Origin of the sequence: Spirillospora sp. NPDC052242 (assembly GCF_040679555.1) — a bacterium.
Taxonomy (GTDB): domain Bacteria; phylum Actinomycetota; class Actinomycetes; order Streptosporangiales; family Streptosporangiaceae; genus Spirillospora.
Window position 1 is genome coordinate 54,027 of the sequence record NZ_JBFAUZ010000020.1, and the last position, 26,432, is coordinate 80,458.

A 26,432-nucleotide genomic window follows, 5' to 3' on the forward strand; every position below is an offset into this window, starting at 1 on the left:
GGGACGCGTCAGACGGAGACCGTCTGGCGGCGGCGGCCGAGGCCGACGGCCTCTTCCTCCAGGTTGATCGTGGTGCGGGTCGGCTCCCACTTGATCACCAGGCAGGTGATGAAGCCGACCAGCGGGACGGCCGACAGCAGCATCAGGCTCGTGCCGATGCCGAGGTTCGACTCGAGCTGCGGGAACAGGTACAGGCCCGCGACGGAGCCGAAGCTGCCGAGCATTCCGGTGACGCCCGTCCCGAGGGTGCGGATGTCGCTGCGGTACGAGAGCGCGGCGATCGACTTGCCGTTCGGGCCGGGGCCGGCCGAGTGGAAGAAGATGAACAGCACCGGCAGCAGCGCGGCGAGGAAGATCGGCAGTTCCTTGAAGGTGGCGCCCATGACGAGCAGGGCGACGAACACCACCGCGTACCCGCCCATCGAGCTGACCCGCAGGCCCATCCGGCGGCCGAAGTAGGCGGACAGGCAGCCGCCGACGATGCCGACCGCGTTGAACATCATCGAGCCGAGGGTGGCCTTCTCGAACTGCTCGCCGAACAGCTCCAGGCTGATGACGGGCAGGTACCAGCCGACGGCGAAGTACTGCATGCCCTGGGTCAGCGAGATCATCGTGGAGAGCACGGTGCGCGGCAGGTAGGGGCCGCGGAACAGCACGCCCATGTCCTTGAAGCCGACCTGGCGCCGTGCCCGCGCGGCCTCGCCGGTGTCCGGCTCGCCGGCCCGCACGTCGAACCCGTACATCTTGCGGAGGCTCGCCGCGGCCTCGGTCAGCCGCCCCTTGGACGCGAGCCACGTCGGGCTCTCGACGAGGAAGACGAGCTGGCCGACCAGCAGCACGAGCGCGAACACCGCGGAGGACGCGACCGACCAGCGCCAGATGTCGGCGCCGACGTCGAACGAGTAGAACAGCAGGGTCAGCGCGAGGTTCGTCGTGGTCGCGGTGTACCAGACGCCCTGCCAGAAGTTCAGCCTGCCCTTCAGCCGGGCCGGGGTGTACTCGGCGAGCAGGGCCATCGCGACGGCGAAGTCGATGCCGTAGGCGATGCCGACGAGGCCGCGGCCGGCGAAGACCGTCAGGAAGTCCGAGCCGACGGCGGTCAGCAGCGCGCCGACCCCGAAGATCACCTTGGTCATCAGCAGCGGCTTGAGCCGGCCGATCCGGGCGGCGAGCCAGCCGCCGAACGGGTTCGACACGATCGCGATCGCGGGGGCCATCGCGGTCAGCACGCTGACCTGGGTCGGGGACAGTTCGAGCTGGTCGACCATCGTGGACAGCCCGGCGCCGAGCGCCGCGTTGGAGTAGGCGTCCAGGAAGAGCCCGGCCAGCGCGAGGAACCAGATCCAGTTGGTCCGGCCGCGCATGGCCTTGAGCGTGTCGATGAGGCCGGCAACGTCACCCGCGTTGCGGATGACCGTCGTGCTCGGTGGGGCGTCGTTCATGCCCGCCGCCTTTCAGGGGGTGGTGGCCCTTGCCAGCGGTCGGCAGAACGAAAAGGCACAGCACGAAGACCACTGACAGGGATGTCTTCGTCTGTGCCTGTCGAACGCTCGGAGGTTACGAGGTGAACATCCGGTGTGTCAACCGACACACCTCGATGCCCGCTTTCTCCGGCCGCCCCCTTAAAGTGCCAGGTCATGAGCTACATAGTGCAAGCCGTGTGGACCGCTCGGGACGGCGAGGAGGCCGCCGTCGCCGACATCGTCCGCCGGATGACCCCGCCGTCCCGGGAGGAACCGGGCAACCTCTCGTACGTGGCGCACGTGGACTCCGAGGACCCGCGCCGCTTCGTCATCATCGAGGAGTACGTGGACGCCGACGCGTTCGCCGCGCACCGCGCCAGCACCCACTTCCAGGAGCTGGTCGTCGGCGACTGCCTCGCCCGGCTCGCGTCCCGCGAGATCACCGTCCTGGAGCGGCTGGCCTGAGCGTTCCGCGAGGTCGGGCTGTTCATTGTGGGGGGCGACCCCCACACCCCCGCAGGGCCCTCTGACCGCCGACCTCCGCTCCGCTGGCGCTCCACTCCGGTCGACGGTCAGAGGGCCAGCGCGACGCCCGCGCCGGCCCCGAGCAGCAGCGAGCACGCGGCGGCGCCGGCGGCGACGAGCGCCGCGCCGCGCGCCGGGCGGAACGGGCCGTCCGGCGCGCGGCACATCGGGACGATCCAGCGGAGGTAGTAGAAGACGGACGCGACCGTGTTGACCGCCGCGACGACCGCGAGCCAGCCGAGCCCGCCGTCGATCGCGGCGCCGAACATGAGCACCTTCGCGGCGAACACGGCGGTCGGCGGCGTCCCGACGAACCCGAGCAGGCACACCGCGAGCGCGAGCCCGGTGACCGGCGCGGCCCGCAGGAGCCCGGTGTAGCCGCGCAGGTCGTCCCGTCCGGCGGCGAGGACGACCGCGAACGCGCCGGCGTTCGTCACCGCGTAGGCGGCGAGGTAGAACAGCACGGCGGGTTCGGCGAGGTCGGTGCGGCCCGCCGCCGCGACCGGCACGAGCAGGTACCCGGCCTGGCTCACGGTCGAGTAGGCGAGCAGCCGCCGCACGTTGCGCTGCCCGAACGCGGCGAGGTTCCCGAGCGTCATCGCGGCGGCGGCGATCACCGCGACGAGCACGGGCCACCCGGCCGCGCCGTCCGGGAGCGCGTCCGCGCCGAACCGGTACAGCGCGGCGAACGCGCCGATCTTGGGGACGGTCGTGACGAACGCGGCGACGGCCGGGGGCGCGCCCTGCGCGACGTCCGGCACCCAGAAGTGGCCGGGGACGGCGCCCGCCTTGAACAGCAGCCCGGCGAGCAGGGCGACGACGCCCGCCGCGACGGCCGCGTCCGGCGCGCCCGCCAGCCCCGTCCTGAGCTGCGCGTACGCCGTCCCGCCGGCGACGCCGGACAGCAGCGTGACGCCCGCGAGCATGAGCACGCCGAGGAACGCGCCCATCAGGTAGTACTTCAGCGCCGCCTCGGTGCCGGGCGCGTCCTTCCCGAACCCGGCGAGCGCGTAGGCGGGGATGCTCGCCAGCAGGTAGGCGGCCACGACCACGAGCAGGTCCGTCGCGCCGCCCAGCATGATCGTCCCGAGGGCGGACAGCAGCATCAGCACGTAGTGCTCGCTCTCGCGCGGATGCCCGCGCACCGGCCCCGCCGCGAGCGCCAGGACGGGCGGGACGGACGCGAGCACGACGATCCGCGTCACGTGCGTGACCGGGTCCACCGCGAACGACCCGAACGCCGTGAGCTCGGGGCGCGTCGCGGCGACGCCCGCCGCGACCAGCCCGGCGAGCGCGCCCAGCGCGCCGAGCGCGGCGACCCGCCACTGGCCCGTCCGGGGCAGGAACATCCCGCCGGCCAGGCCGAGGACGGCCGCGAGGAGCAGGCACAGCTCCGGCGCGAGGTCGGCCGGGTTTTCGTTCATCGTCACCGCGCGACCCACCCGGTCACGGCGGCCGACAGCGGCTCGATCGTGTCCAGCAGCGGCCCCGGCAGGACCCCGACGAGCACCGACAGCGCGAGCAGCGGGACGATCGCCGCCGCCTCCCGCCGCCGCAGGTCGCCGACCCGCCCGGTCAGCTCGCCGGGGCCGCCGAGCAGCAGCCGGTGCAGCACCCGCAGGAACAGCCCGGCCGTGACGACGATGCCGAGGACCGCGAGCGCGCCCGTGACGGCGGTCGCGGCGGCGCCCGTCCCGATCGTCCCGGCGAAGATCTGGAACTCGGCGACGAACCCGGAGAACCCGGGCAGCCCGAGGGACGCGAACGCCGCGACGGCGAGCGTCCCGGCGAACACCGGCGCGGCCCGCGCGACGCCGCCGAACCGCCGCAGGTCGTAGCTTCCGGCGCGCGCGTGCAGGACGCCGCACAGCAGGAACAGCGCGCCCGTGATCAGCCCGTGGCTCACCATCTGCGTGACCGCCCCGGTCACCGCGAGCCGCCGCGCGCCGCCGCCGTCCGTCCCGCCCGCGTACCCGGCGGCGCCGAGCGCCAGCACGACGTAGCCCATGTGGTTGACCGACGTGTACGCGACGAGCCGCTTGATGTCGTCCTGCGCGAGCGCGACCAGCGCCCCGTACAGCACCGACACGAGCCCGACGACCAGGACGGCCAGGGCGTACCGGCGCCACGCGTCGGGCAGCATCGGCATCGCGATCCGGACGAGCCCGTACGCGCCCATCTTCAGCATGACCCCGGCGAGGATCGCCGAGCCGGGCGCGGGCGCGTCGGTGTGCGCGGGCGGCAGCCACGTGTGGAACGGGACGACCGGCGTCTTGATCCCGAGCCCGACGCCCAGCGCGAGCAGCGTGAGCCCGGCGAGCGCGGGCGCGTCCTCCAGGGGCGGGTTCCGGGTCAGCTCCACCATGTCGAACGTGTGCGGGTCGGCGCCCAGGTAGAGGCCGATGAACCCCAGCAGCAGGAACAGCGAGCCGAGGAACGTGTAGAGGAAGAACTTCAGCGCCGACCGCGCGGCCCCGCCGGCGTGCCCCCACACCAGGATGACGAAGTACATCCCGACGATGGACAGGTCGAAGAAGACGAAGAAGAGCAGCAGGTCGAGGGCCGCGAAGACGCCCAGGCAGACCGTCTCCAGGAACAGGAACAGCATCGCGAACGCCCGCCCCCGGCGCTCCTGCCGCACCGAGTACACCGCGCACGCCGCGAACAGCAGCGCGGTGAGCGTCAGGAGCGGCAGCGACAGGCCGTCCGCGCCGACGTGGTACCCGGCCCCGACGGACGGGATCCACCGCACGTTCGTCTCGTAGGACGTCCCGTCGCGCGTGCCGTGCGCGGCCCACATCCCGGCGATCAGCCCGAGATTCGCGAGGCCGACCGCGACCCACGTCCACGGCACGGCCCGGCGCGGGACGGCCGGCAGCAGCAGCGCGGCGGCGAGCGGCAGGAAGATCACCAGCGTGAGCACCCGGTCACCCCGCCAGGATCGCGATCAGGACGAGCACCGCGAGCATCGCCGCCGCCTGCGCGTAGTACATGTGGACCTGCCCGGTCTGTGGGCGCCGCGCCAGCGCGCCCAGTGCGCGCGCGCCGCGCCCGATGGCCGCGACCACGCCGTCCAACCGCGGCTCGGCGTCCCGTCCCGCGAAGTCCGCGACCCGGCGGCCCCCGCGCGCGATCGCCGTGACCGTCCCGTCCACCACGCGGTCGTCGAACCGGGCGAGCCCCCGGGCGAGGGCGAGCACCGGACGGACGACGCCCGCGTGCGCCGCCCGCTCCAGGTACAGCCAGTGCAGGCCCCACGCGGGCACCCGCACCCGCCGCCCCTCGGCCACCGCGACGACCACCGCCACCGCGAGGACGCCCGACAACCCGAGTTCCCACGCGGACGGGCGGGGCCGCACCTCCCACCAGCCGCCGAACGGCACCGCGAACCCCGCGACGCACGCGGCGGCGGCCAGCACCGCCAGCGGCACCTTCTGCAGGACGGGCACGCCCGCGCGCCCTCCTCCCCCGCGCGCCCACACCGCGACCAGCGCCTTCGCCGCGTACCCGGCGGCCACGACCGACGCCGCCAGCCCCACCGCGAACAGGCCGGGCGACCGGTCGAGCGCCGCCGCCAGCACGGCGTCCTTCGTGAACCACAGCGACAGGGGCGGCACCCCGGCGAGCGCGAACGCCCCCAGGGCGAACGTCACGCCGACCCACCGGAACGTCCTCGCGGCCCCGCCCAGGTCGTCCATCCGCTGCGTGCCGGCGCGTGCGAGCCACACGCCCGCGCACAGGAACAGCAGGCTCTTCACCGCCGCGTGCGCCACCAGGTGCAGCGCGCCGCCCGCCACGGCCGCGGCCCCGGCCGCCAGCACGACGAACCCGATCTGCGAGCACGTCGAAGCGGCGAGCAGCTGCTTGAGATCGCGCTGCGCCAGCGCGACGACGCCCAGCACCAGCGCCGTGAGCGCCCCCGCCCAGCACACCACCGCGTCGGCCCACCCGCTCGCCGCCAGGAGCGGGTGCAGCCGCAGCAGCAGGTAGCCCCCCGCCGCGACCATCGTCGCCGAGTGCAGCAGCGCGGAGACCGCGCTCGGGCCCGCCATCGCCCGCGACAGCCAGAACGAGAACGGAAGCTGCGCCGACTTGCCCAGCGCCGCCACGACGACGCCCGCGGCGATGAGGTCGAGCCAGGGCGAACGCGCCGCCTCCAGTCCCGCCAAGCTCAGAGAGCCCGTCCCCGCCAGCGCGAACCCGGCCGCCAGGTAAAGGCCCGTGTCGGCGGCGCGTGTGGTGACGAACGCGACGTCCGCCGAGCGCACGACGCCGTCGTCCGTCCAGCGGTAGCCGATGAGCGCGTACGACATCGCGCCCATGACCTCCCAGCCCATCAGCAACAGCAGCAGGTCAGAGGCCGTGACCGTGACGAGCATCGCGCCCGCGAACACCAGCATCAGCCCGAAGAAGCGGGCGCCGAACCGCTCCGCCGCCGCGTACAGCAGGATCAGCAGGACGACCGCCGCGACCGTCACGACCATCGCGGCCGACAGCCCGTCCACCGCGAGCCCGCCCGGCGCCCCCGGCAGCACCGCGAACCGCGCCGCCGGCCTCGCCACCGCCGCCGCCACCGCGAGCGCGAGGACGGCGGCCGCGACCGCGACGCCCGCCGCCGGCGCGACCCGGTCGGCCCGGCGGCCCGCGACCAGCAGCAGCGCCCCGGCCAGCAGCGGCGTCCCGCAGACGGCGGCGATCATCCCCGCAGGTCCCCCGCGTCGTCGGTCAGGTCCGCGTCCCGCGCCCGGAACAGCGCGGTCACCACGGCGAACCCCACCGCCATCTCCAGCGCCATCACCGTGATCGCGACGAGCACCAGCACCTGCCCGTCCACCGCCGGGCGCACCGCGTACCAGAACCCGCCCGCCGCGACCAGCACCCCGTTGACCATCAGCTCGATGCCCATCATCAGCATCACGATCGACTGCTGCGACAGCGCCCCGTACAGCCCGACGCAGAACAGCGCCGCCGCCACCGTCAGGAAGGCCTCAAGCGTCATCGCCGTACCGCCCCGACCGCGTCGCCAGCACCACCGTCGCGATCATGGTGGCCAGGATGGCGACCCCGATCACCATCATGACCAGCATCTTCGAGCCCATGATCGCCTCCCCGAGCGCGACCGCGGGATCGTCCGGCGGACGTCCCGCCCGCTCCGGCCACCGGATCGCGAAGATCCCCGCGACCATCGCCGCGAAGGCCGTCCCCGCGATCGCCGCGGCGCCCCGCCGGTTGTGCAGCATCGACATCGGCATCAGCCCGGCCGGGTTCATCATGTACATGACCATGAAGACCGCCATCACCAGCATCTCCATGATCATCATGAGCACCACGAGGACGCCCAGGTAGTGCAGGCCCGCCAGCATCAGCAGGCCGCCCGTGCACAGGAACGACGCCAGCAGCGCGAACGTCGCCCGCGCCATCGAGGCCACCGCGAACACCGCGACGCCGAAGACCACCGCCGCGGCGCCCAGGACCCACACCATTCAGACCACCACGATCCCCACGACGAGCATCTGCAGCAGCACGGCCGGGATCAGCACCGTCCACGCCGCTGTCATGAACCGCTCCATCCGCAGCACCGGCAGCCGCCGCCGCGTCCACACCAGCAGCGCCAGCACCGCCGCCGCCTTCAGCACCGACCACGCCCACCCCGGCAGGACGGGCCCCGCGCCGCCCCCGAGGAACAGCGGCACCGACGCCGCCGCCGCGACCGCGAGCAGCCCGTACCGTCCCGCGAAGAACACCAGCCGATCCGCCCCCGACAGCTCCAGCACCGCGCCCCCGGCCACGTCGTCGCCCACCGGATGCCCGAACGGCCCCCAGAACGTCATCGCCAGCGCCGACACCAGGTACACGGCGAACGCCACCGGCATCCAGACGCCGAACCACAGGCCGTCCTGCGCCGCCGCGATCTCCCGGAAGTCCAGCGAGTGCGCCGCCAGCGCCACCGTGACCAGCGCGAACATGTGCGGCAGCTCGTACGCGAGCCCCTGCGCGAGGAACCGGTAGCCGCCCACGAGCGCGAACGCCGAGTTCGTCCCCCACCCCACCAGCCACACCGACGCCCACGCCACGACCTCCATCGCGTTGAACCACACCACGCCCACCGGCACCCCGACCGCCCGGTCACCGACCGGCACCACCGCCGCCGCGACCGCCACCGCGACCGGCAGCACCACCACGCCCGCCCGCATCAGCAGCACGTCCGACCGGACGGTCGTCCGCCGCGCGGTCGCCAGGAGGCGCGCGGCCTCCCGCAGCGGCGCGTCCCACGACCGCCCGCCGAACACCGCGTCCAGCGAGGCCGCCGCCACCGCCAGCACCCCCAGCACCGCGACCTCAGCCATCGACGTCCACGCTCGCGACGATCAGCCGCGCCCGCCCCAGTTCCTCCCCCGCGACCAGCCCCGGCAGCACGTCCACCGACGCCGGCCGCGAGGGCCCCGGGTCCGCGCCGCCGAACACCGCGCCGATCTCGTCGAGCCACGCGCCCAACCGGCCGTGCACGTCGACGCCGTCCGCGACCCCGACGCCCCGCGTCATCCACCGCAGCGTCCACGAGCGCCCGACCCGCCGCCGGAATCCCGCGAACCCCGCCGCGAGCCCGTCCTCCCCCCGCAGCGCCGCGTCCCGCAGCACCTCCGCGCGCTCCGCCGCCGCACCCCACCCCGCTACCCGCAGCAGCCGCGCCACCCCGTCCAGCCGCCGCGGCGCCCGTCCGTCCCCCCAGAACGACGGCGCCGACTCCACCACCGTCACCTCCGCCTCCCGGACGACGTCGCCCTGCAACGCCACGTCGAGCCGCACGCCCGCGGGCCAGTCCGGCAGCACGGGCCCGAGCGGCACGTGCAGGACGTCGAGCCGCAGCCCGTCCCGGTCGTCGCCCCGCTCCGCCATGCCGACGTCCCCGGCGTCCGGCGTCCCGCCGGGCCCCGCGTCCACCCCGTCCAGCCCCGCCGCCCGCCGCCGCGGCGCCGGCATGGACCGCCACACCCGGTCGATGGCCCGCTCCAGCTCCGGCCCCGGATTCCCGCACACCACGAGCAGCCCCGTCTCCCCCGGCGACACCGCCCGCCGCCACCCGCGCGCCCGCAGCTCCGCCTCGACGTCCAGCCGCACGCCCGTCCCGTCCGCCGCCGACACCACGAACGGGCACGGCGTCGCATACCCCCGCAACCATCGGGTCACGTCCACGGCGACATTCCATTTCGCGCGCTGTCAAGAACCCCGACCGGCGAAACGGGCGAGAAAGGCGTCGAATTTTTCCGCGACACTTCCGTCACGCCCATCGCAACGCCCCCTCCCGCCACGCGTACATGACCCCGACGAGCAGCAGCGCGAGGAACAGGAACATCTCCACGACCGCCTTCACGCCCACCGACGCGACGACCAGCGCCCACGGGTACATGAACACCATCTCCATGTCGAAGGCGAGGAACAGCATCGACACCGTGTACCAGCGCACGTGGTACCGCGACACCGCGTGCTCCCGCGGCGCTCCCCCGGACAGGAACGGCCCGCTCTCGACCATCCGCGGCGCCACCAGCGCGGACACCGCGTACACGGCCGCGACGACGGCGCCCGCGAGCCCCGCCAGCGACAGGAGCGCGACGTACGGAGCCATCGTCCCTCCCGTTCCGGCGCCGGTACGGGACCATGTACCTGATCGGCCGCCGCGAAAACATGCGCGGGGACGCAGGGCACTTCCTACGCTTGACCGAGTTTCCGTACACTTCGCTTTTGTGCCATCGCAAGGGGGGCGAACGTGAGCACGAATGACGACGGGCGTCCCTCCGACGCCCCACCGCCGAGCTGGGGCCGCGTTACCGACGGCACCGAGGACGACAAGCTGGTCGCGAGCTGGCGCACCTCCCCCGGCCGCGCCGCACCCCCACGCCCCCCGTCCGCCCCACCACGCGGCACGGCCCCCACCCGCCCCAACCCCCTCCCACCGGCCACCCAGGGCCCCCCGGTCATGGACGCCGCGGCCCCCACCCAGCCGCCCCCGGAAGCCGCGACCACCACACGCGTGGACCCACCTTCGCCCGCACCCATGCAGGCCGGGGAGACGCACCCCACCGCACCCCCCGAAAACCGACCCGCCCCCGCGCCGCCGCGCCCGGCACCGCCACGCATAGCACCCGCCGCACCTCCCGCAACCGAGCCCGAGTCCGCTGCGGGGATGCCTGCGCCACCACACCGCGAAAGACCCACCACACCGCCCGCGCCGCCGCGCCCGGCACCGTCCGCCCCGGACCCCACGCCGGTCGCGGAAGCAGCGCAACCGGCATCGCTGCGCAAGGCACCCGCCGCACCTCCCGCGAACAAGCCCGAGCCTGCTGCGGGTCCGCCTGCCCCCACGCCGGCTTCCGCGCCGCCGCGCCCGGCACCGACCACCGTCGAGGCCACGCCGGTCGCGGAGACGACGCAACCCGTCGCACCACCCGCCCACCGGGCCGCGCCCGCCGCACAAGCCCCCGCACCGCCGCGCCCAACGCCGCCCGCCCCGGGCCCCGCGCCGGACGCAGAGACGGCGCAGCCCGCGACCAAAGCGCCCGCGCCACCGCGCCCGGCACCGTCCGCCACCGCCGAGGCCGCGCCCGCCGCAGGGGCGGCGCAACCCGTCGCACCACCCGCGAACCGGACCGCGCCCGCCGCACCGGCGTCCGCGCCACCGCGGCCGGCGCCGGCCGCGCCCGGCCCCACTCCGCCGGCAGAGACGGCGCAGCCCGCTGCGCCGGGCGCGAACCGGCCTGCGTCCGTCCAGGGGAGGCCGGATGGGGGGCCGACGGGGCCGCAGCAGGCTCCGGGCGGGCCTCCGGCGAATCCGGGCGTGCCGGGACGGGACGATGCGGCGGCCACGCGCGTTGATCCGGCGCCGTCCGGGACGGGGCCGCAGTGGGTCGTCCGGACGGGCGAGCAGGCGGCGCCCGCGCGGTTCACGGCGCCGCAGCCGGCGTCGGGGAACGTTCCGTGGCTGGGCGCGAAGCCACAGGCCGCGCCGCAGCCCGCGCCGCAGGGCGCCCAGGACCGGGCGCGTGTGCGCGAGGCGCCCGCGCCGGGTCGGGAGGCGCCCGAGGCGGCGCCCGCGGCGTTCGATCGTCCGCAGAGCATGCCGACGCCTCCGGGGCCGGCGGGGCAGCGCGTCTTCCGGCCCGGCCTGCGGTCGGGGATCGCGGTCGCGGCCGTCGCCACGCTGGTGGCGGGAGGCGTCGCGTACCTGTTGAAGGGCGACGGCGTCCCGGGCGTGGGTTCGGGGCCGGGCGCCGACGGCGCGGCCGACGCGAGCGGCGTGTTCGCCGTGCAGGCCGCCCTCTACGACGGGCACGAGCAGGCCATCACGGGCGTCGCGGTCGCCGGGGAGACGGCGGTGACGGTCGGGAGCGAGACCGTCGACCGCCCGCGCGGCCAGATCCTCGTGTCGACCGACGGCGCGGAGCAGTGGAGCGTCGCGGAGGTGAAGCGGGAGGGCGCGGCGAGCCCGTTCGACGTCCCGAACGTCGTCGCGGCGTCCGGCAAGGCGTGGGCGGCGCTCGGCACCGGGCCGGCGGGTGTGGCCGTGTGGACGAGCGCCGACGGCCGGACGTGGACGCACCGTTCGGCCCCGCAGGGCTTCCAGCGGGGCGACGAGATCGCCTCCCTCACCGCCGCGCAGACCGGCTTCGCCGCCGCGGGCACCGGCCACGACGGACGGCCGATACTGTGGACGTCCGCCGACGGGGCCGTCTGGCAGCGCGCCGCGACCTCCCTCAAGGGGCCGCCGGCGAGCGTGGCGGCCGTCGGCGGCGCGGTGGTGGTCCGCACCGAGAAGGGCGAGCTGTGGCGGTCCGCCGACAACGGCGCCACGTGGACGCGGGCCGAGGTGCCGGACTCGGACGGCTCGTACGGGCCGGTCGTGGCGCTGACGAACGGGCCCGGCGGGTTCTTCGCGGCGCGCGAGGGCAGGAACGGCGACCGGCGCCGCGCCGTGTTCTACCGGTCGGCGGACGGCGTGGGCTGGACCCGCGCGAGCACCATCGACCGCCGCACCTACGACCGGCTCGCCGCGCTGAACGGCACGTCCGAGGGCCTGACCGCGCTGGTCCCGCTCACCGACGGGCGCCTCGCCGTGCAGCGCAGCGACGACGGCGTGCAGTGGGAGTCGGTGGAGCGGCTCGACACGGGCGGCGGCAAGGCCGCGACGACGGCGGCCGCGCTGCCCAAGGGCGTGCTGGTGGCGGGCACGCAGGACAACGGCGCGTACCTCACGGCGCCCGGCGCGCGGCACGACGACATCGACCTGCTCGCCGTCCCCGGCGCCGTCACCCCCGACCGGACCCTGACCCGCCTGGTCTCCGCCGGCGGGACGACCCTCGCCATCGGCAGCGGCGCGGGCGACGCGGCGGTGTGGCACACGCGGGACGGCGCGTCGTGGACGCGCGCGGGCGGCGGCGGCCTCGGCGGCCCGGGCGTGCAGCGCCTCGCCGACGCGGCTCACGGCCCGCAGGGCTGGGTCGCCGCGGGCGGCGGCCCCGGAGTCCCGCTGCTGGTCACGTCCGCCGACGGCACCGCCTGGAACCCGGCGACCGCACCGAAGGCCGGCAAGGCCGAACTGTCGGGCGCGGCGCACGGCGCGGCGGGGTACGTGGTCGTCGGCGCGGCCGACGGCGCGCCCGTCGTCTGGCATTCCGCCGACCTCGCCTCCTGGACCGAGGGCACCGGCGACCTCGGCGACGGCCGCATGCGCGACGTCGTCGCCACGAAGTCGGGCTACGCCGCCGTCGGCGAGGGCGCGGCGAACGTCCCGGCCGCCTGGACGTCCGCGGACGGGAAAGCATGGACGCCCGTGCAGGTCCCGCAGGCCGCGGGCGCCCTCACGAAGGTCGTCGCGCGCGGGGACACGCTCGTCGCGACGGGCGACGGCGACCTCGTCGGGGTCTCGGCGGACGGCGGCAGGACGTGGGCGCTCAGCACCCTCGAGGCCGCGTCGATCACCGCGTCGCTCGCGACGAACACCGGGTTCGTCCTGACGGGCACTCCGGCGGGCACCTCGGACGTCGCGCTCTGGACGTCGCCCGACGGCAGGACCTGGCAGGTGCGGCGGCCCGAGGGGAACGGCCTGAACGGGGACGGCGCCCAGCGGCTCACCGGACTGACCGCCCTCGGCGACGAACTCCTCGCGACCGGAACGAACGGCACGACGCCCACCCTGTGGCGCACCGACCTACCGTGAACCGACCGTCCCGCCGCATCGTCCCAGTGGAAAAGTCAAGAAGAGCGCGAACACCGGACGGGACGCCATGACCGCAGAGTCGAGCAACACCCCCACCTGCCCGCAGTGCGGCGGCACGCCCGTCCCGATCGTCTACGGCCTGCCCGGCCCGGACCTCTTCGAGAAGGCCGAACGCGGCGAGGTCGCCCTCGGCGGCTGCGTAGTGTGGCCGGACCGCCCGCACTGGCGCTGCCCCGCCTGCGGCAACGACATCGCCGCCCCCGAAGCCCGCGAAGCGCCATCCACCGAACACCCCTGACCACCAACAACCCGACCAGCACACCCCACAAGGCCCGCCCCCCGGCCGACATATAGGTGTCGCACAGACCGCATCCACGGGTCCGGCGGTTCCTCCGAAGCGGGAGCCGCGCGGCCGAGCGTCACGGCCTGGCCGGATGAGGACCCTGCCCGTTCGCGGCCACCGATCCAATCCCAAGGATCAAGCGAGGCGGGCAAGGGGCGATCAATCGACATGACCACCTGACCAGCACAAAGTTCCGATCAAGATATCCCCGCACACGGTAAGTAGCCACTTAATTCGATCTTATGCTCACGACTTGGCCTCGATTGGACCATTTGGACAGGGCTTGTCGCCCCGAAGCGCGGGTGAGAAACTTTCCATTGGATCAGGCGACTGGAAGTGAGCGACATCGTGACCAGGCCATGGGAAGCCGATCACGGCGCGGGGTTCCATCGGAGGCTGGGCAAGACGGCCGCCGAGGTGGGAGACAGCCGCACGACCCAGGACTGTCCTGAGATCTGGGAACTGGACAACGGCGACATCGCCGTCATCGGACGTGACGCCACCGGCGCTTACCGTGATCGGCTCCCGCCCGGAGTCAGCATCGGCTCGGACGAACGTCTCGTGGTCATTTCCGGGCGCCTGCTTGCGGCCGCGAAGCCGGACATCCGAGATGCTTAACCGGATTCCCGAGATCGCGGGCGACGCGCTCGACCACGCGGCCTATCACCAGGATTTCGCCCGTCAGATCGAAGATCTGGGCGACGTGATCTGGAAGCTCGAACGGTCCCAATTCTTCCGCGAGTTGAACGATCCCAGCTGGCAGGCGTTCACGTCCGGGAACTGGCGGCGCTCCCTGAACCTTCTGGAGGACGATCGGGACGCCGTGCGCACGGAGGCTCGGCTCAACAAGCGGCGCGGCGTGAAGATCCGGCGCGTCCGCGTGGTCGAGCGTCCCCTCACCCCCTACGTTCAATGGGAGCTGTACGCGCTGCGGATGCTGGCGGAGGAAGGCTTCGACCTGGCCGTGCTCCCGGCGGCCGAACTCTCCGAACTGGAGTCCGGCGGCCCGCTGCCCGAGCTGGTGGTCATCGGCAAACGCGTCCTCTACCAGGTCCGGTACGACCCGGATTGGACGCCTTGCGGAGCCAAACGCATCACCGCGCCGCATGTGATCCGCACGGCGGCGATGGAGATCGCGCACCTGTACGATAAGGGTGAGCCTTTGCTGGACTTCTTCGAAAGGGAAGTGGCTCCGCTCCCGGCACCGGCCGTGTGAACTATCGTTCTCAGATGCCTTCCGTTCGTTTCGACCGGCGCAGGGTCGCGAAAATCAACGTGGCCCTGCTCGCCATTGTGGTGATCGGCCTCATCGGCGTTTCTCCCTGGTTCCTGCGCGCATTCGACGGCCCCACCTCACGTTGGGAACGGCTGAGCTTCATCGGCCAGACGTACGGTGCCGCTTCCGCGCTCGTGGCCGCCTTCGCGCTGGTCGGCATCGTCGCCACCCTCATATTCCAGGCGCGGGAAACGAAGATCGCCCGCGAGGAGGCGCGCCGCGTCGCGATCGCCGAGTTGCTCAAGATGGCGATGGACGACCCGGATCTGGACGAGGCGTGGGGGCCGGTGCCGGACGGCGAGGACCGCAGAGCGCGACGTCAGCTCATGTACATCAACATGATCGTCTCCGAGTGGCAGATGTCCTTCGAGACCAAGGCCCTGCCCGAGGGGAGATTGCGCGCGATCTCCCGCGAGATGTTCAGCGGCCGTCCCGGACGCGCCTTCTGGGAGGAGGCTCGACAGGTCCGCCTGAGCACCTCGGAGACCAGGCGGGCCCGCCGCTTCCATCAGATCCTGGACGAGGAGTACGGTCGGGCTCCCGTTCCGCCGCCCGAACGGGCGCGCCGCCGGCCCTGGGGACTTCTGGCGGGTGCCGCGGCGGCCGGGGCCCTCGCGATGGCTCCCGTCGTGCGCCGTTCCCTCAGCCGCCGAACCGGTCGGAGGCCGCGCCGCTGAGGTGCGTCCGGGCGGGTGGGGTCAGGGGGTGGGGCGGCGGCGGTCGGCTGTGGCGGCGGCGAGGATCATCTCGTGGACGACCCAGCGTGCGTCGTCCGAGAGGTCGACCAGCGCGCGCAGCACCTCGGCGGGGATGGTGCCGTGCTCGACCTCGCGCCGCAGCGCCTTGAACGTGAGGTCCTCCTCGATGGGGGCGGCCTCGACCGGGAAGCCGAAGTAGCCGATCGGCACGCCGAAGAAGGTGGCGAGCGCGGTGAGCGTCTTCAGCTGGGGGTTCTCCTGCCGTCCGGTGCGGAGCTTCCACACGGTGGTGGAGGAGATGTCCTCGCCGGTGGCGCGGGCGATCGCGGCCGCGGTCTCGACGTTGTTGCGCGGGGGTTCGGCGGAGGCGGGCCACTGGTTGCGGATGAGCCATTCGACCTTCTCGGCGAGCGCCGCCCCCGGCGCGACGCCTCCGGCCCCCGTGTCGTTCAGCATCAGGTCCTCCCCGTCTCGAACGCTCAACGACTAGAGTTGACCACATCCTTCCTCGTCAGCCAAGGACACGCGCCGGGCGCTAGGATCGTCCGCCGGAGCGGCGGGGGACGGAAGCACATGTTGTTCTCGATTTCCGAGGCGGGCTGGGCGCTGATCGCGATCGTGGCGACGGCGTCCTTCATGGTGGGCATGCACGTGTTCGTCACCGGGATGCGGATGCCGGAGGAGGCGCGGGAGCGGCTGGAGCGGGAGACCCGGCCGAGCATGAAGCTCTTCCACATCCTGACGCCGCTGTTCGCCGCGGTCGTCCTGTGGGTGAGCCTTCTGCGGCCGGACTCCGGGGACCGGATCCTGTTCCTGTACAGCGTCGCGTTCGTGTCGATCCCGGTCGCGCTTCTCCCGGTGCGCGGCCGGCTGGCCAGGGCCTACGCCGCGCAGCGGCGGGATCCGGGCGCCCAGGCGAACCCCGACGTGCTCGCGACGGCGTGGATCGTCGGGTCCCTCCTCGTCGTGATCGTGGTCGCCGTGACCGCGCTGATGGTGAACGACTACGGGGCGTAGCCGGCCGAGGAGGCGGACGTCCGCAGGGCGAGGGACTCGATCTCGGCGACCGCCCCGTCGGCGGCCGTCTCGGCGGCGATCTCGGCGGCCATGCGCTCGGCCGCGCGCCGGAAGGCCGGGTCGTCGAGGACGCGGCCGACCGCGCGGGCGATCGCGCGGGGCGAGGCGTTCTTGCGCACGGTGATCCCCGCGCCGGTGTGCTGGACGTGCCGCGCGACCTCGTTCTGGTCGCGTCCCTGCGGAATGCACACCAGCGGAACGCCGGCGGCCAGCGACTTGACGGCCGTCCCGTGTCCCGCGTGGGTGATCGTCACCGCGGCCTGGCGGAGCACCGGGCCGTGCGGCGCCGTCCCGACCACCAGGACGTTGCCGGGTGCGCGGATCGTCCGCGGGTCCACCGCGGGCCCGGTCGTCAGCAGGCCCCGCACCGGCAGGGTGCCGAGGGCCTCGGCGATGCGCTCGAGCGGCCGCCGCTGGTTCATGAAGGACGAGCTCAGGCTGACGAGCGCCAGCGGCGCGTCGCCCGGCGGCAGTTCCGGCTCGGCGCCCGCCCAGGCGGGGTCGTCGAGCCGCGGGCCGACGTGGCGGACGTTGGCGGGGAAGCGCCGCCCGGGGTAGTCCAGCGCGCGCGGGGACAGGACGAGGCACCGGTCGACGCGGCCGAACGCGTCGACGACCGAGTCGACGGGCGCGAGGCCGCTCGCGGCGCGGGCGGCGTTGAGCGCGGGCAGCCCCTTCGCCCACGGCTTGACCATCAGCCCGCCCGCGAGCCGGTCCCGGGCGCGGCCGAGCGCGCCGGTGGCGGGCGCGAACGCCGGGCCGAACGGCGGCGCCCCCGGAGCGGGCAGCGGGTAGATCGTCGTGACGAGCGAGGCCACCGGTACGCCGGCGGCCTCACCGGCGGTGAGCGCCCCGAGCAGGACGTACTCGGCGACCAGCACGTCGGCGGGACGGGCGCGCAGCTCGGCGAGCGTGTCGCGGGCGTAGTCGGCCGCGGGGCCGCAGACGATGCGGTCCCGCAGCCGCGCGAACTCGCCCAGCGGGGTGCGGGTCTCGAAGTCCTTGATGACGTCCGTGGCCGGGTCGGACGTGTCGCCCTGGGGCGCGGTCGTCCAGGCGATCGGCTCGCCGCCGGCGGCCGCGACCCCGTCGTGCAGCGACCGGTCGGCCAGCACCCGGACGCCGTGGCCCCGGTCGCGCAGCGCGCGGACGATCGAGAGGGCGGGCGGCACGGCGCCGCCGCCCGCCCACAGGGCGAACAGGAAAGTCTTACCCATCGTCTCCCTTTCGCGGGTCGATCGAGGTCACCAGGTCCCGCATGGCCCGTTCGGCGTCCCGGCGCGACAACCCGAGGTCGCGCCGCCACAGCTTCCACAGGTAGACGTCCGTGGCGGCGTAGTGCAGGGCCAGCGCGTGCTCGCGGTCGGGGCCGCCGGCCGGCAGGCGGTCGGCGAAGACCTCCTCCAGCCACGCCCGGTGCTGGACGCGCGCGTGCGCGGCGGCGCGGGCGATCGCGGGCACCCGGTCGATCTGGGCGGTCCACCGCACGTTGGCGTCGCCGTGCCGCTCGTAATCGTCGAACAGCACGGCGACGATCGCCTCCACGTCGCCCGTGGGGGCCCGCCGGACGACCGCCGTCTGCGACGCCACGAGGTCGGCGACGGCCTCGATGAGCCCGTCCTTGCCGTCGAAGTGGTTGACGACGGTCTGCACCGACACGCCCGCCTCGTCCGCGATGTGCTGCAGCGTCACGTCGTCGTACCAGTGCAGCGTCCACAGCCGCATCGCGGCGTCCGTGATCCGCGTCCGCGTGGCCTCCATCGCCGCGGCACGGGCGCCCATGCGGTACGGGCGCCTCCCTGCGTTTTCCATGGAGTAAGAACTATATTCAATTGAGGCTGGAGTCAAATGAAAGGCGGCCGCTCTGCTCCCGGACGGTCACGGGCGTTCGGACCGGCGGCGGCGGTGGTAGGCGTACGTGACGGCGGCGAGCAGCGGCCCCCACAGGAGGAGCGGCGTGTAGCACGCGTAGAAGATCGCGGCCTCCCAGGCGCCCTGCTTGGAGGGGAAGGTCGCGGGCAGCGGCTCGCCCCGGATGGTGACGTCGGTGAACTGCCCCACGAACGCGTGCGTCCACAGCACCGTCAGGACGGCCGCGCCGAGGAATCCGGGGACGACGGCGGCCATCGGCGGCACGTTCCGCCCGCCCACGAGCGGGATCCAGCGGGGAAACCGCTCCCCCCAGGTGGCGACGAGCCCCACGGCGGTGAACGCGAGCAGCTCCGAGACGATCGACAGCAGGACGACGTACCCGCGCTCGGCGATCCCGGCCTCGACGCCCATCCCGTGGTCGTAGCCGAACGCGATCGGGAGGCGCCAGAGGCCGGACGGCAGCACGGCGAGCGGGACGGCGAGCGCCGCGATCCGCGCCCAGCGCGGGACTCCGGCGGCCGGGGCGTGCGCGGCCCGCACCGCGGCGCGCAGCCGTCCGGTGGTGGCGGGCGGATCGGTCAGAGCGGTCATCGGCGGTCCTCCGGTCGGGCGGGCCGGGCGCCCGCTCCGCCTCGAAGATCGCAACCGGACCTGGTCGCCTTCGCCACCCGCCGGAGGGAGCCCGCTCCCCCGCCCGGGGGAAATCCGCGCGAGAACACGGCTCTCCGCCTGCATGAACACGTGTCCTGAGGGAAGTTCATGTTCACGACCCGTCCCCCGACACCCCCGGAAGGGCAGGCACGGATCATGGACCTGAGCGGCGTGACCTGGCGAAAGAGTTCCCACAGCGGCGCGAACGGCAACTGCGTCGAACTGGCCGCGCTCCCCGGCGCCGTCGGCGTCCGTGACAGCGAGGACCCCGACGGACCCGTCCTGCTCCTGCCCCCCGCCACCCTGCGCGCCGCCCTCCGCGCCGCCCGCACGCTACCCGGCTAGCCGCCCGTCCCGGACGGGCGGGGCCGGGCGCCGCACCCGCCCGTCCGGGCCGCCGATCGCGGCCCGCGACGGCTCAGGAGGCGCTGCGGGTCAGGTCGTGGACGGCCTCGCTCATCGTGACCGGGTCGACGTCGCCGAGGGGGACGGCGTTCGCCGGCTCGGGCGCCGGGGCGGGGCCCGCCCACAGGGCGCGGATCTTCTGGTCCTGCCCCTCGCCGTACATGTACGCGTCCAGGCCCGGGGTCAGGTTCGCGACGACGTACAGGCCCGCGGGGTCGCGGCGGGCGATCCAGGCGTCCGAGAAGTCGCCGTCGGCGGTCGGCGCCGCCCAGCGGCCCTGCGAGTGCCCCTTCGCCTTGCCGTAGGGCAGCACGAGGCCCTCCACCCGGGCGAGGGCGCGCGCGGCCCGTTCGGCGTCCGTGAGCCGGTGGACGGGACGTCCGAGCTGGTCGAAGGGCTGCAGGATCTCGTAGTCGGCGAACAGTTCGACCCAGGCGTCGAGATCGTCCAGCAGGACCGGGTGGGCGATGCCGACGCGGGCGCCGGGCGCGGGGACGAACGGGTCGTCGCGGACGTCGGCGTAGGTGCGGTCCTCGGCGACGCGGAAGGCGGTGCCGTCGTCGGTGATCCACACGAGCCGGCGGGTGATGTGCCCGAGCAGCGGGTGGGAGACGAACAGGGCGCGGAAGTCGTCGGGCGTCCAGCTCCGCCGCTCGACCATCGCGGTCTCGAGGCGCTTGATCTCCTGGCCGGCGATCGTCCGCAGGTCCTTCTTGAGGCCGGTGAACAGGGCGTGCGCGGCGGGGGCGAGCGCCGGGTCGTCCTTCGGGCCGGGCTTGGGCGCGCTCTTGCGCGCCTTCCCGCCCGGTTCGACGACGAGGGGGACGAGCTGCTCGTCGAACGTCACGGTGAAGCGGCGGGGGCCGTAGTCGAGGACGAGCGTGCCCCGGTCGTCCAGGCCGAAGTCCGGGACGGCGCGGTCGGCGAGGGCCTCGGCGGTCATGCCGCGCGCGGCGGCGATCTCGTCGATCTTCTGCGTCGCGCGGGCCTTGAGCCCCTTGTACTTGCCCCGGCGGGTCAGCTCGAACAGGTGGGTGAGGGCGACGTCGGAGCCGATGCCGGCGAGGACGTCCAGCGCGGCGGCGGCCCGGGCGGCGGCGCCCTCGCCCGGCCAGCGCTTGATCAGCGGGCTGATGCGCCGCACCGTCGTGTCGTCCCCGATGAGGCCGAGCTGCGCCAGCGCCCACTTGTGCTTGGTGGGCGCGCCGCACGCGTACCAGCGCTGGAACAGCGCCCAGGAGAACTCGGCCAGCGAGTGCCGGTCGCAGCGGTCGCGGACGTCGGCGACCTCGGGGGCGCCGGCGGCGAGCAGGCCCAGCAGCCGCCCGGTCGCGGCCTCGGGCAGGGCCCGGTCGCCGGCGCGGGTGCGGATCTGCGGGAGCCGCGCCGGGTCGGCCCAGTCGGTCTTCGCGCTGCGGGCGGCCTTGCCCGCGAGCGGCGCGGGCACGTCGTCGGTGACCGGGACGGGCGGCGGCGGGGCCAGCTTCTCCGCCGCGGGGACGGCCAGGGCGGGGTGGGCGTACAGCAGCCCGCGCAGCAGCCCGGCGACGCGGAGCCCGTCGGTCGTGCCGTCGTCCGCGAGCGGCGCCAGCGCCCGGACGGCGTGCGCGGGATACCGGTCGGCCGCCTCCAGCAGCGCGGCGGGCCCGCCCTTCTCGGCGAAGCCGGCGAGCAGGGCGGGGAAGATCCGCTCGTCCGGGATCTCCAGCAGCGCGCGCACCAGGACCGCGCGGGTCTCGTCGGCGGCCTGCCGGTGACGGCGCCGCAGCGCGGCGTCGAGCAGCGGGACCGCGTCCGCGCCCAGCCCGTCGAGCAGCGTCCCGACCACGGCGGGCGTCACCGAGATCCAGGTGACCCGGGCTGTGTGCGCAGCCGTGGACATCGAGGCGAGCACGTGGTCCTGGCCGAGCGGCTGCCTGCGGGCGTCCTCCGCGAACGCCTCGTCCGCCCAGTGCGTCTCCGTCGGCAGGAGGTAGGACGCCGTGCGGCGCCGCTGGGGATCGCCGCGGTGCGCCGCCAGCCGGGCGACGGCCTCCCGGTAGACGTCCTCGGGCGCGGCCGCCAGCAGCGTGCGGAGCCGCTTGACCGCACGGTCGTCGGCGATCCACGCGCCCAGGGGGAAGGGGTCGTCGTCGGTGGTCCGCCGGAGCTCGCCGGCCCACCCGCGGGGCGCGTCGCCGGTGGCGGCGTAGGCGACGAGCCGGACGGCGCCGCCCGGATCGAGCGTCGCGCGCCGCGGCACCGGACCGGCCTCGATGGACGACGCCTCCGTGACGGCGCACGCGGCGAACGCGAGCCCGTGGTCGAGCGCCCAGGCGTCCAGGAAGGCGGGGGCGTCGACGTCGCCGAGGTAGCGCACCGCGACGGCCGCGACCGCCGCCGCGCCCGCCGGGTCGGGTTCGCCGTCCGGCCACGCCCGGACGGCCTTGCCGAGCGCCGGGTCGGTGAGTTCGTGCTCCGCCATCTCCGCGGCGATCGGGCGGGCCCGGCGCTCCGCCTCCCGGGCCCGCCGCGCGGCGTCCTCGTCGAGGACGACCGTCGGCCCGGGGACGCCGCCGCGCCGCGGATGGAGGTGCTCGCGCCACTCGACCGGAATCTCGACCATGGCAGGGGAACCTAGCGGCAAGCGCGGACAGAGCACCGCACGTAGGATTCCGGCGTGGAGGAAACGGTCATCACGGTCCGCGGCCTCGAGGTCGAACTGGGCGGCGTCCGGGTTCTGGACGGCTTCGACCTCGACGTGCCGCCGGGCGGGTTCGTCTCGATCATGGGGGCGAACGGCGCCGGGAAGTCGACACTGCTGCGCTGCCTGGCGGGCCTGCAGCGGCCCGCCGCCGGGGAGGTGGCCGTCTTCGGCCGGCCGCCGGTGGACGGGCCCGCGTTCTGGCGCGACGTCGTCCACATCGCGGACGAACCGGCCTGGTACCCGTGGCTGTCGGTGCGCGAGCACATCGACCTGATGCGGGCCGTGCACGGCGACGCCCGGTTCGGCACCGACGCGGCGCTGGAGATGTTCGACCTGGCCGGACGGGACGACCAGGCGCCGTCGCGGCTCTCGAACGGGCAGCGGCAGCGGCTGTCGCTGGCGATGGGGCTGGTCCGGCCGAGCCGGCTGCTCCTGCTGGACGAGCCGGAACGCGGCCTCGACCTCGACTTCCGCGACCGGCTCAAGGAGATCTTCGTCGCGTACGTCGTCGCGGGCGGCACCCTGGTGATGGCGACCCACGACGACGACCTCGCCTGGGCCACCCGCCGGCTGACGCTGGACGCCCCCGGATGAGCGGCGTGCGCACCGCCCGCGGGTACCTCCGGGCGCACCGCCGGACGTCCGCGAGCTGGACGGACTGGTACACCCGCGCGGCCGCGGCCCTGTTCGCGGCGGCGCTGCTCGGCGGGTCCCTCGGTTCCGTGCTGCCGTCCGCCGCGCGGGACGTCGACCCCTCCGAGGCGGGCGCCGGGCTCGCGCTGATCGCGCTGGCCTACGCGGGGTTCCTCGCGCTGGCCCGCAGGTTCGGCCCGGTCGCGCTCCCGGCCGCCGACGCGCGGTGGCTGCTGCTCTCGCCGCTCCCCCGCCGCGGCGTGCTCGCCCGGAGCGCGGTGATCCTGCTGGTGCTCGCGCTCGCCGCCGGGGCGGTGCTCGGCGTCGCGCTGCTCGCGGTCCTCGGCCTGCCCGGTGACGCCCCGGCCGCGCCGGCCGCCGCGGTGCTGCCGGCCGTCGCGGCGACCGTCGGCGGGGCGGCGACGGCCGTGCTCGCCCAGGCGTCGCCGTCCTGGGACGCGGCGTTGCAGGCGCTGATCGCGGGGAGCGCGGCCGCGGCCGTGGTCGCGCTGCTGCTCGGCGCCGGGCCCGGCCGCGAGCCGCTCGCCGCCGTCGCCGGGTCGGCACCGCCGGCCGGCCTCGCGCTCGCGGCGGCCGGCACGGCCGCGGGCGCGCTGCTGCTCCGGCTCGCGTGGCGGGCGCTCGACCGCGTCCCCGCGCGCTCGATCCTGGACGCGTCCACCCGCACGGGACACGTGGCCACGGCGGCGGCCGTCCTCGATCCGGGCACGCTGACGTGGATCGCCGAGGAGGCCCACTGGCGGGGACGGACCCTGCGCTCGCGCCCGTGGCCCGCGTGGGCGGCGCGCCCGGCGGCCCTCGCCTGGATCGACTGGCGGAGGCTGGCGCGCCGTCCGGGCCGGCTGAGCGCGCTGCTCGCGTCCGCTGCGGCCCCCGCGCTGGCGGTCGCGGCCGGCGCCGGCCCGGCCCTGGTCGCGGCCGTGGCGGGCGCCGGGGCGGTGACGGCCGCCGCGGCGGGCACGACCGGGGCCCGCCGGGACGCCGACGACCCGGGCCTGGCGCGGCTGTTCGGCGTCGCGCCCCGCGCGGCGCTGGCCGCGCGGGCGGTGCTCCCCGCGCTGCTCGGCGGGACCTGGCTCACGCTCGCCCTCGCCGGGCCGGGCATCGCGGACGGCGCGGCGTGGTGGGCGTTCGGCCCGGCGGCGGCGCCCGCGCTGGCGGCGGGGGCGCTGCGGATGGCGCGGCGGCGGCCCGTCGACCACGCCATGCCGACCCTCGACACGCCGTTCGGCTCCGTGCCCACCGGCCCGTTCGTCTGGGCCGTGACCGGGATCGACGTCGCCGCCCTCGGCTGCGCGCCGCTGCTCGCCGCGCTGAGCGCCCCGCCGCCCGCGATCGGCCCCTACCTGGCCGTCCAGGCGCTCACCGGGATCGCGGTCCTCGCCGCCTACCTGGCCACCGCACGCCGCTGACCGCGGCCGCCGGTCAGGCGGTGGGCTTCACTCCGGCGTCGGCGAGGATCTCGCGGTTCTCCCGGTAGAGGGCGTCGAACGCGGCCAGCTCCGCCTCGTCGTCCTCCTTCACGAACGACAGCGGGCCCTCGCCGGCCAGGGACGCCCGGTCGACCTCCGCCCGGAAGACGATCGTGCCGTTGCCCTCCAGGACGGGCTGCCAGCGGCCGTCGGCCTCCTGCAGCCAGGACCGCGCCGGGCCGCCCGGGTTCCGTACCAGGACGGGCACGTCCGGGTCGACGCGGCCGAGCCGGGACAGCACCGCGCGCGACGCCGCCACGCCCGACCCGCAGGACGGCGTCAGCCCCGCGCCGCGCTCGTAGGTCTGCACGTAGACGTCGTCCGGGCCCCGCCCGTCCAGCGGGAGGATAAAGCTGACGTTCGCGCCCTGCGGGAAGTCGCCGCGCGCGTCCGCGACCCGCAGGCCCGTCTCGATCAGCTCGTCCTCGCGGTAGCCGGAAATCACGCTGACCAGGTGCGCGTTCGGCACCGCGACCGCCGTGACCGGCAGCGACGCGTGGTAGGCGCCGAGCACCCGGTCGACGACCGGCTCGGCGGCCCCGGCGACGATCGGGTCGGCGGGCGCGAAGTCGACCGGCGGCAGCTCCACCGCCGTCCGCCGCACGCCGTGCGGCGACGTCCCCGCGTCCCGGACCGTGAAGTCGTACGGGCCGGTCCGCAGCACGATCCGCCCGGCGTCGTAGCGGTCGAGGAGCAGGCGCCCCGCGCCGCGCATCCCGTTGCCGCACAGCAGCGACTCCGAGCCGTCCGGGTTGAAGAACCACGCGCGGCCCGTGCCGTCGCCGCCGTCCACGATGAAGTAGACGCCGTCGGCGCCGAGCCCGTCCCGGCGGTCGCACAGCCGCCGCACCGCGCGGGCGGCCTCCCCGCCGGGGAACAGCTCGTCCGGGGTACCGTCGACGACGAGGATGTCATTACGGTTTCCGTGGACCTTGACGACCGGCAACTGCGACATGGCGGCTCTCTGACGTGCTGAAACGAATGATCCGACCATCGTACCGGCCGACCGGGAACCCTCGCCGGTCCGTGCCGTTAGCATCGCCGACGTCACATCCCCCGACACACCTGGACGCGCCATGTGGGACGACCTCGCCCGCCTCAGGACCGGATTCCTCCCCGACGTCGACGAGCAGACGCTCGTCCTGAAGATCGCCGAGGAGTACGGCGAGGCCGTCCAGGCGTACATCGGCGTCACCGGGCAGAACCCGCGCAAGGGCGTCCACGGCACCAGGGACGACGTCCGCGACGAACTCGCCGACGTCATCATCACCGCGGGCATCGCCCTCGTCGCCCTCACCGGCGACGATCCCGCCGCGGCCCGCGCCCACCTCGAGCGCCGGCTGCGCGCCGTGACCGAACGCTCCGGCGTCTGAACCGTCAGGCCTCCGCGACGTCCTCGAACATCCAGCGGTGGCCCTCGAGGTCGGCCGCACGGTACCGGCCGTCCACCCCGACGTCGCCGACCGCCCCGAGGATCGTCGCCCCCGCGCGCCGCGCCCGCTCGAAATGCACCTTGATGTCCGACACGTACACGTGCACGCCGTCGATCACGTACGGGACGGACGACCACGCCGCGGCGTCCGCGCACGTCTCGGCGTGCCGGCGCGGCGAACGGTACGCGGGCGTCGGCTCCGCGAGCATGATCACGCCGCCGTCCCCGGTCTCCATCTCCGCGTGCCCGATCGTCCCGTCCGGCATCGTGATCCGGCCGGTCTCCCGGAACCCGAAGGCGTCGCCGAGCCAGGCGAGCGCCGCGCGGACGTCCTCGTACGACAGCATCGGCGTGACGATCTGCTTCATGGCACCTCCGGGCTCACCGATCGGGCGGCGCGAGCCGATCGGGCGGCGCGAGCTTCGCCGCGATCGCGTAGTCGATGCGGACGTCGCGGTAGGTCGTTCCCGGCCGCGCCTCGTCCGGAACGCCCTCGCGGACGCTTCCCGACGACGATCGGGCGTCGGCGTCCCCGGTGAACTCCACCGAGCTGTCCGGGACCGTGCCGAAGCGCAGCTCGTCCGCCTTGACCGTCGCCCTGAACAGGATCGCCGCCGACGCCGCGACGTCGTCCTCCGGATACTCACCGGCCATCGTCCGTCACCC

At 74.9% G+C, this 26,432-nt stretch carries 28 protein-coding genes; 11 read left to right on the forward strand and 17 right to left on the reverse strand.

The annotated features are described in order from the left end of the window. Nucleotides 1–8: 8 nt before the first annotated feature. Entirely contained in the window at nt 9–1,442 is a 1,434-nt protein-coding gene (locus AB0L25_RS18065) for an MFS transporter (protein WP_500173405.1), read from the reverse strand. A gap of 195 nt (nt 1,443–1,637) precedes the next feature. Between AB0L25_RS18065 and AB0L25_RS18070 the strand changes: the two genes are divergently transcribed. Continuing rightward, the gene (locus tag AB0L25_RS18070) at nt 1,638–1,928 is read left to right on the forward strand and encodes a putative quinol monooxygenase (RefSeq protein WP_500173407.1); all 291 of its coding nucleotides are present in this window, start codon (nt 1,638–1,640) and stop codon (nt 1,926–1,928) included. A gap of 107 nt (nt 1,929–2,035) precedes the next feature. On the opposite strand, the gene AB0L25_RS18075 is transcribed toward AB0L25_RS18070, so the two are convergent. The 8 genes from AB0L25_RS18075 to AB0L25_RS18110 form a co-directional block, all read right to left on the reverse strand. Continuing rightward, entirely contained in the window at nt 2,036–3,412 is a 1,377-nt protein-coding gene (locus AB0L25_RS18075; protein WP_500173566.1) for an NADH-quinone oxidoreductase subunit N, read from the reverse strand. Nucleotides 3,413–3,414: 2 nt separating this feature from the next. Continuing rightward, entirely contained in the window at nt 3,415–4,911 is a 1,497-nt protein-coding gene (locus AB0L25_RS18080; protein WP_500173409.1) for a complex I subunit 4 family protein, read from the reverse strand. Between the two features lie 4 nt (nt 4,912–4,915). Continuing rightward, nucleotides 4,916–6,688 carry an NADH-quinone oxidoreductase subunit 5 family protein gene (locus AB0L25_RS18085; RefSeq protein WP_500173411.1) on the reverse strand — a complete coding sequence of 591 codons (1,773 nt, stop codon included), beginning with the start codon at nt 6,686–6,688 and terminating at the stop codon, nt 4,916–4,918. Further along, entirely contained in the window at nt 6,685–6,987 is a 303-nt protein-coding gene (nuoK, locus tag AB0L25_RS18090) for an NADH-quinone oxidoreductase subunit NuoK (protein WP_500173413.1), read from the reverse strand. The genes AB0L25_RS18085 and nuoK overlap by 4 nt, the downstream gene beginning before the upstream one ends. Then, nucleotides 6,977–7,471 carry an NADH-quinone oxidoreductase subunit J gene (locus AB0L25_RS18095; protein ID WP_500173416.1) on the reverse strand — a complete coding sequence of 165 codons (495 nt, stop codon included), beginning with the start codon at nt 7,469–7,471 and terminating at the stop codon, nt 6,977–6,979. The genes nuoK and AB0L25_RS18095 overlap by 11 nt, the downstream gene beginning before the upstream one ends. Further along, nucleotides 7,472–8,335, reverse strand: a complete 864-nt coding sequence (locus AB0L25_RS18100; protein ID WP_500173419.1) for an NADH-quinone oxidoreductase subunit H — start codon at nt 8,333–8,335, stop codon at nt 7,472–7,474. It lies immediately after the preceding gene. Beyond that, nucleotides 8,328–9,182: a hypothetical protein gene (locus AB0L25_RS18105; protein ID WP_500173422.1), complete on the reverse strand. Its 855-nt coding sequence runs from the start codon at nt 9,180–9,182 to the stop codon at nt 8,328–8,330. The genes AB0L25_RS18100 and AB0L25_RS18105 overlap by 8 nt, the downstream gene beginning before the upstream one ends. 85 nt (nt 9,183–9,267) lie before the next feature. Further along, the gene (locus tag AB0L25_RS18110) at nt 9,268–9,612 is read right to left on the reverse strand and encodes an NADH-quinone oxidoreductase subunit A (protein WP_500173424.1); all 345 of its coding nucleotides are present in this window, start codon (nt 9,610–9,612) and stop codon (nt 9,268–9,270) included. Between the two features lie 1,209 nt (nt 9,613–10,821). Between AB0L25_RS18110 and AB0L25_RS18115 the strand changes: the two genes are divergently transcribed. The 5 genes from AB0L25_RS18115 (at nt 10,822) to AB0L25_RS18135 (ending at nt 15,496) form a co-directional block, all read left to right on the forward strand. After that, on the forward strand, nt 10,822–13,200 hold the full coding sequence (locus AB0L25_RS18115) for a hypothetical protein (protein WP_500173426.1): 2,379 nt from the start codon (nt 10,822–10,824) through the stop codon (nt 13,198–13,200). A 67-nt stretch (nt 13,201–13,267) separates the two neighbouring features. After that, on the forward strand, nt 13,268–13,498 hold the full coding sequence (locus tag AB0L25_RS18120) for a hypothetical protein (protein ID WP_500173428.1): 231 nt from the start codon (nt 13,268–13,270) through the stop codon (nt 13,496–13,498). A gap of 393 nt (nt 13,499–13,891) precedes the next feature. Next, nucleotides 13,892–14,161 carry a hypothetical protein gene (locus tag AB0L25_RS18125; RefSeq protein ID WP_500173568.1) on the forward strand — a complete coding sequence of 90 codons (270 nt, stop codon included), beginning with the start codon at nt 13,892–13,894 and terminating at the stop codon, nt 14,159–14,161. Next, a complete protein-coding gene (locus AB0L25_RS18130; RefSeq protein WP_500173430.1) occupies nt 14,154–14,759 on the forward strand; it encodes a DUF6879 family protein in 606 nt (201 codons plus the stop codon). Before AB0L25_RS18125 ends, AB0L25_RS18130 begins: the two co-directional genes overlap by 8 nt. A gap of 14 nt (nt 14,760–14,773) precedes the next feature. Next, nucleotides 14,774–15,496, forward strand: coding sequence for a DUF6082 family protein (locus tag AB0L25_RS18135; protein ID WP_500173432.1), 723 nt, complete (start codon nt 14,774–14,776; stop codon nt 15,494–15,496). A gap of 21 nt (nt 15,497–15,517) precedes the next feature. Here AB0L25_RS18135 and AB0L25_RS18140 read toward each other — a convergent pair whose 3' ends face one another. Continuing rightward, on the reverse strand, nt 15,518–15,973 hold the full coding sequence (locus tag AB0L25_RS18140) for a hypothetical protein (protein ID WP_500173435.1): 456 nt from the start codon (nt 15,971–15,973) through the stop codon (nt 15,518–15,520). Between the two features lie 117 nt (nt 15,974–16,090). On the opposite strand from AB0L25_RS18140, the gene AB0L25_RS18145 reads away from it, so the two are divergent. Further along, nucleotides 16,091–16,534 (forward strand): hypothetical protein, encoded by a 444-nt coding sequence (locus tag AB0L25_RS18145; protein ID WP_500173437.1) that lies wholly within the window; start codon nt 16,091–16,093, stop codon nt 16,532–16,534. On the opposite strand, the gene AB0L25_RS18150 is transcribed toward AB0L25_RS18145, so the two are convergent. From AB0L25_RS18150 to AB0L25_RS18160, 3 genes are all read right to left on the reverse strand, one after another. Further along, nucleotides 16,522–17,811: a glycosyltransferase gene (locus tag AB0L25_RS18150; RefSeq protein WP_500173439.1), complete on the reverse strand. Its 1,290-nt coding sequence runs from the start codon at nt 17,809–17,811 to the stop codon at nt 16,522–16,524. The genes AB0L25_RS18145 and AB0L25_RS18150 overlap by 13 nt on opposite strands. Continuing rightward, nucleotides 17,804–18,376, reverse strand: coding sequence for a TetR/AcrR family transcriptional regulator (locus AB0L25_RS18155; RefSeq protein WP_500173441.1), 573 nt, complete (start codon nt 18,374–18,376; stop codon nt 17,804–17,806). The genes AB0L25_RS18150 and AB0L25_RS18155 overlap by 8 nt, the downstream gene beginning before the upstream one ends. A 96-nt stretch (nt 18,377–18,472) precedes the next feature. After that, nucleotides 18,473–19,057, reverse strand: a complete 585-nt coding sequence (locus AB0L25_RS18160; protein WP_500173444.1) for a hypothetical protein — start codon at nt 19,055–19,057, stop codon at nt 18,473–18,475. Between the two features lie 231 nt (nt 19,058–19,288). Here AB0L25_RS18160 and AB0L25_RS18165 point away from each other — a divergent pair, with 231 nt between their 5' ends. Continuing rightward, complete coding sequence (locus AB0L25_RS18165) at nt 19,289–19,462, forward strand: DUF397 domain-containing protein (RefSeq protein ID WP_500173446.1); 174 nt, start codon at nt 19,289–19,291, stop codon at nt 19,460–19,462. A 73-nt stretch (nt 19,463–19,535) separates the two neighbouring features. On the opposite strand, the gene AB0L25_RS18170 is transcribed toward AB0L25_RS18165, so the two are convergent. After that, complete coding sequence (locus AB0L25_RS18170; protein ID WP_500173448.1) at nt 19,536–22,127, reverse strand: DUF4132 domain-containing protein; 2,592 nt, start codon at nt 22,125–22,127, stop codon at nt 19,536–19,538. A 54-nt stretch (nt 22,128–22,181) separates the two neighbouring features. Here AB0L25_RS18170 and AB0L25_RS18175 point away from each other — a divergent pair, with 54 nt between their 5' ends. Together AB0L25_RS18175 and AB0L25_RS18180 are read left to right on the forward strand one after the other, a co-directional pair. Further along, nucleotides 22,182–22,802: an ABC transporter ATP-binding protein gene (locus AB0L25_RS18175; RefSeq protein ID WP_500173450.1), complete on the forward strand. Its 621-nt coding sequence runs from the start codon at nt 22,182–22,184 to the stop codon at nt 22,800–22,802. Then, complete coding sequence (locus AB0L25_RS18180) at nt 22,799–24,274, forward strand: DUF6297 family protein (RefSeq protein WP_500173452.1); 1,476 nt, start codon at nt 22,799–22,801, stop codon at nt 24,272–24,274. Before AB0L25_RS18175 ends, AB0L25_RS18180 begins: the two co-directional genes overlap by 4 nt. A 13-nt stretch (nt 24,275–24,287) precedes the next feature. Here AB0L25_RS18180 and dapF read toward each other — a convergent pair whose 3' ends face one another. Continuing rightward, entirely contained in the window at nt 24,288–25,289 is a 1,002-nt protein-coding gene (dapF, locus tag AB0L25_RS18185; protein ID WP_500173454.1) for a diaminopimelate epimerase, read from the reverse strand. A gap of 121 nt (nt 25,290–25,410) precedes the next feature. On the opposite strand from dapF, the gene AB0L25_RS18190 reads away from it, so the two are divergent. Next, complete coding sequence (locus AB0L25_RS18190; RefSeq protein ID WP_500173456.1) at nt 25,411–25,707, forward strand: MazG-like family protein; 297 nt, start codon at nt 25,411–25,413, stop codon at nt 25,705–25,707. Between the two features lie 4 nt (nt 25,708–25,711). On the opposite strand, the gene AB0L25_RS18195 is transcribed toward AB0L25_RS18190, so the two are convergent. Further along, a complete protein-coding gene (locus tag AB0L25_RS18195) occupies nt 25,712–26,134 on the reverse strand; it encodes a VOC family protein (RefSeq protein WP_500173458.1) in 423 nt (140 codons plus the stop codon). A 13-nt stretch (nt 26,135–26,147) separates the two neighbouring features. After that, on the reverse strand, nt 26,148–26,420 hold the full coding sequence (locus AB0L25_RS18200; protein ID WP_500173460.1) for a hypothetical protein: 273 nt from the start codon (nt 26,418–26,420) through the stop codon (nt 26,148–26,150). Nucleotides 26,421–26,432: the final 12 nt, after the last annotated feature.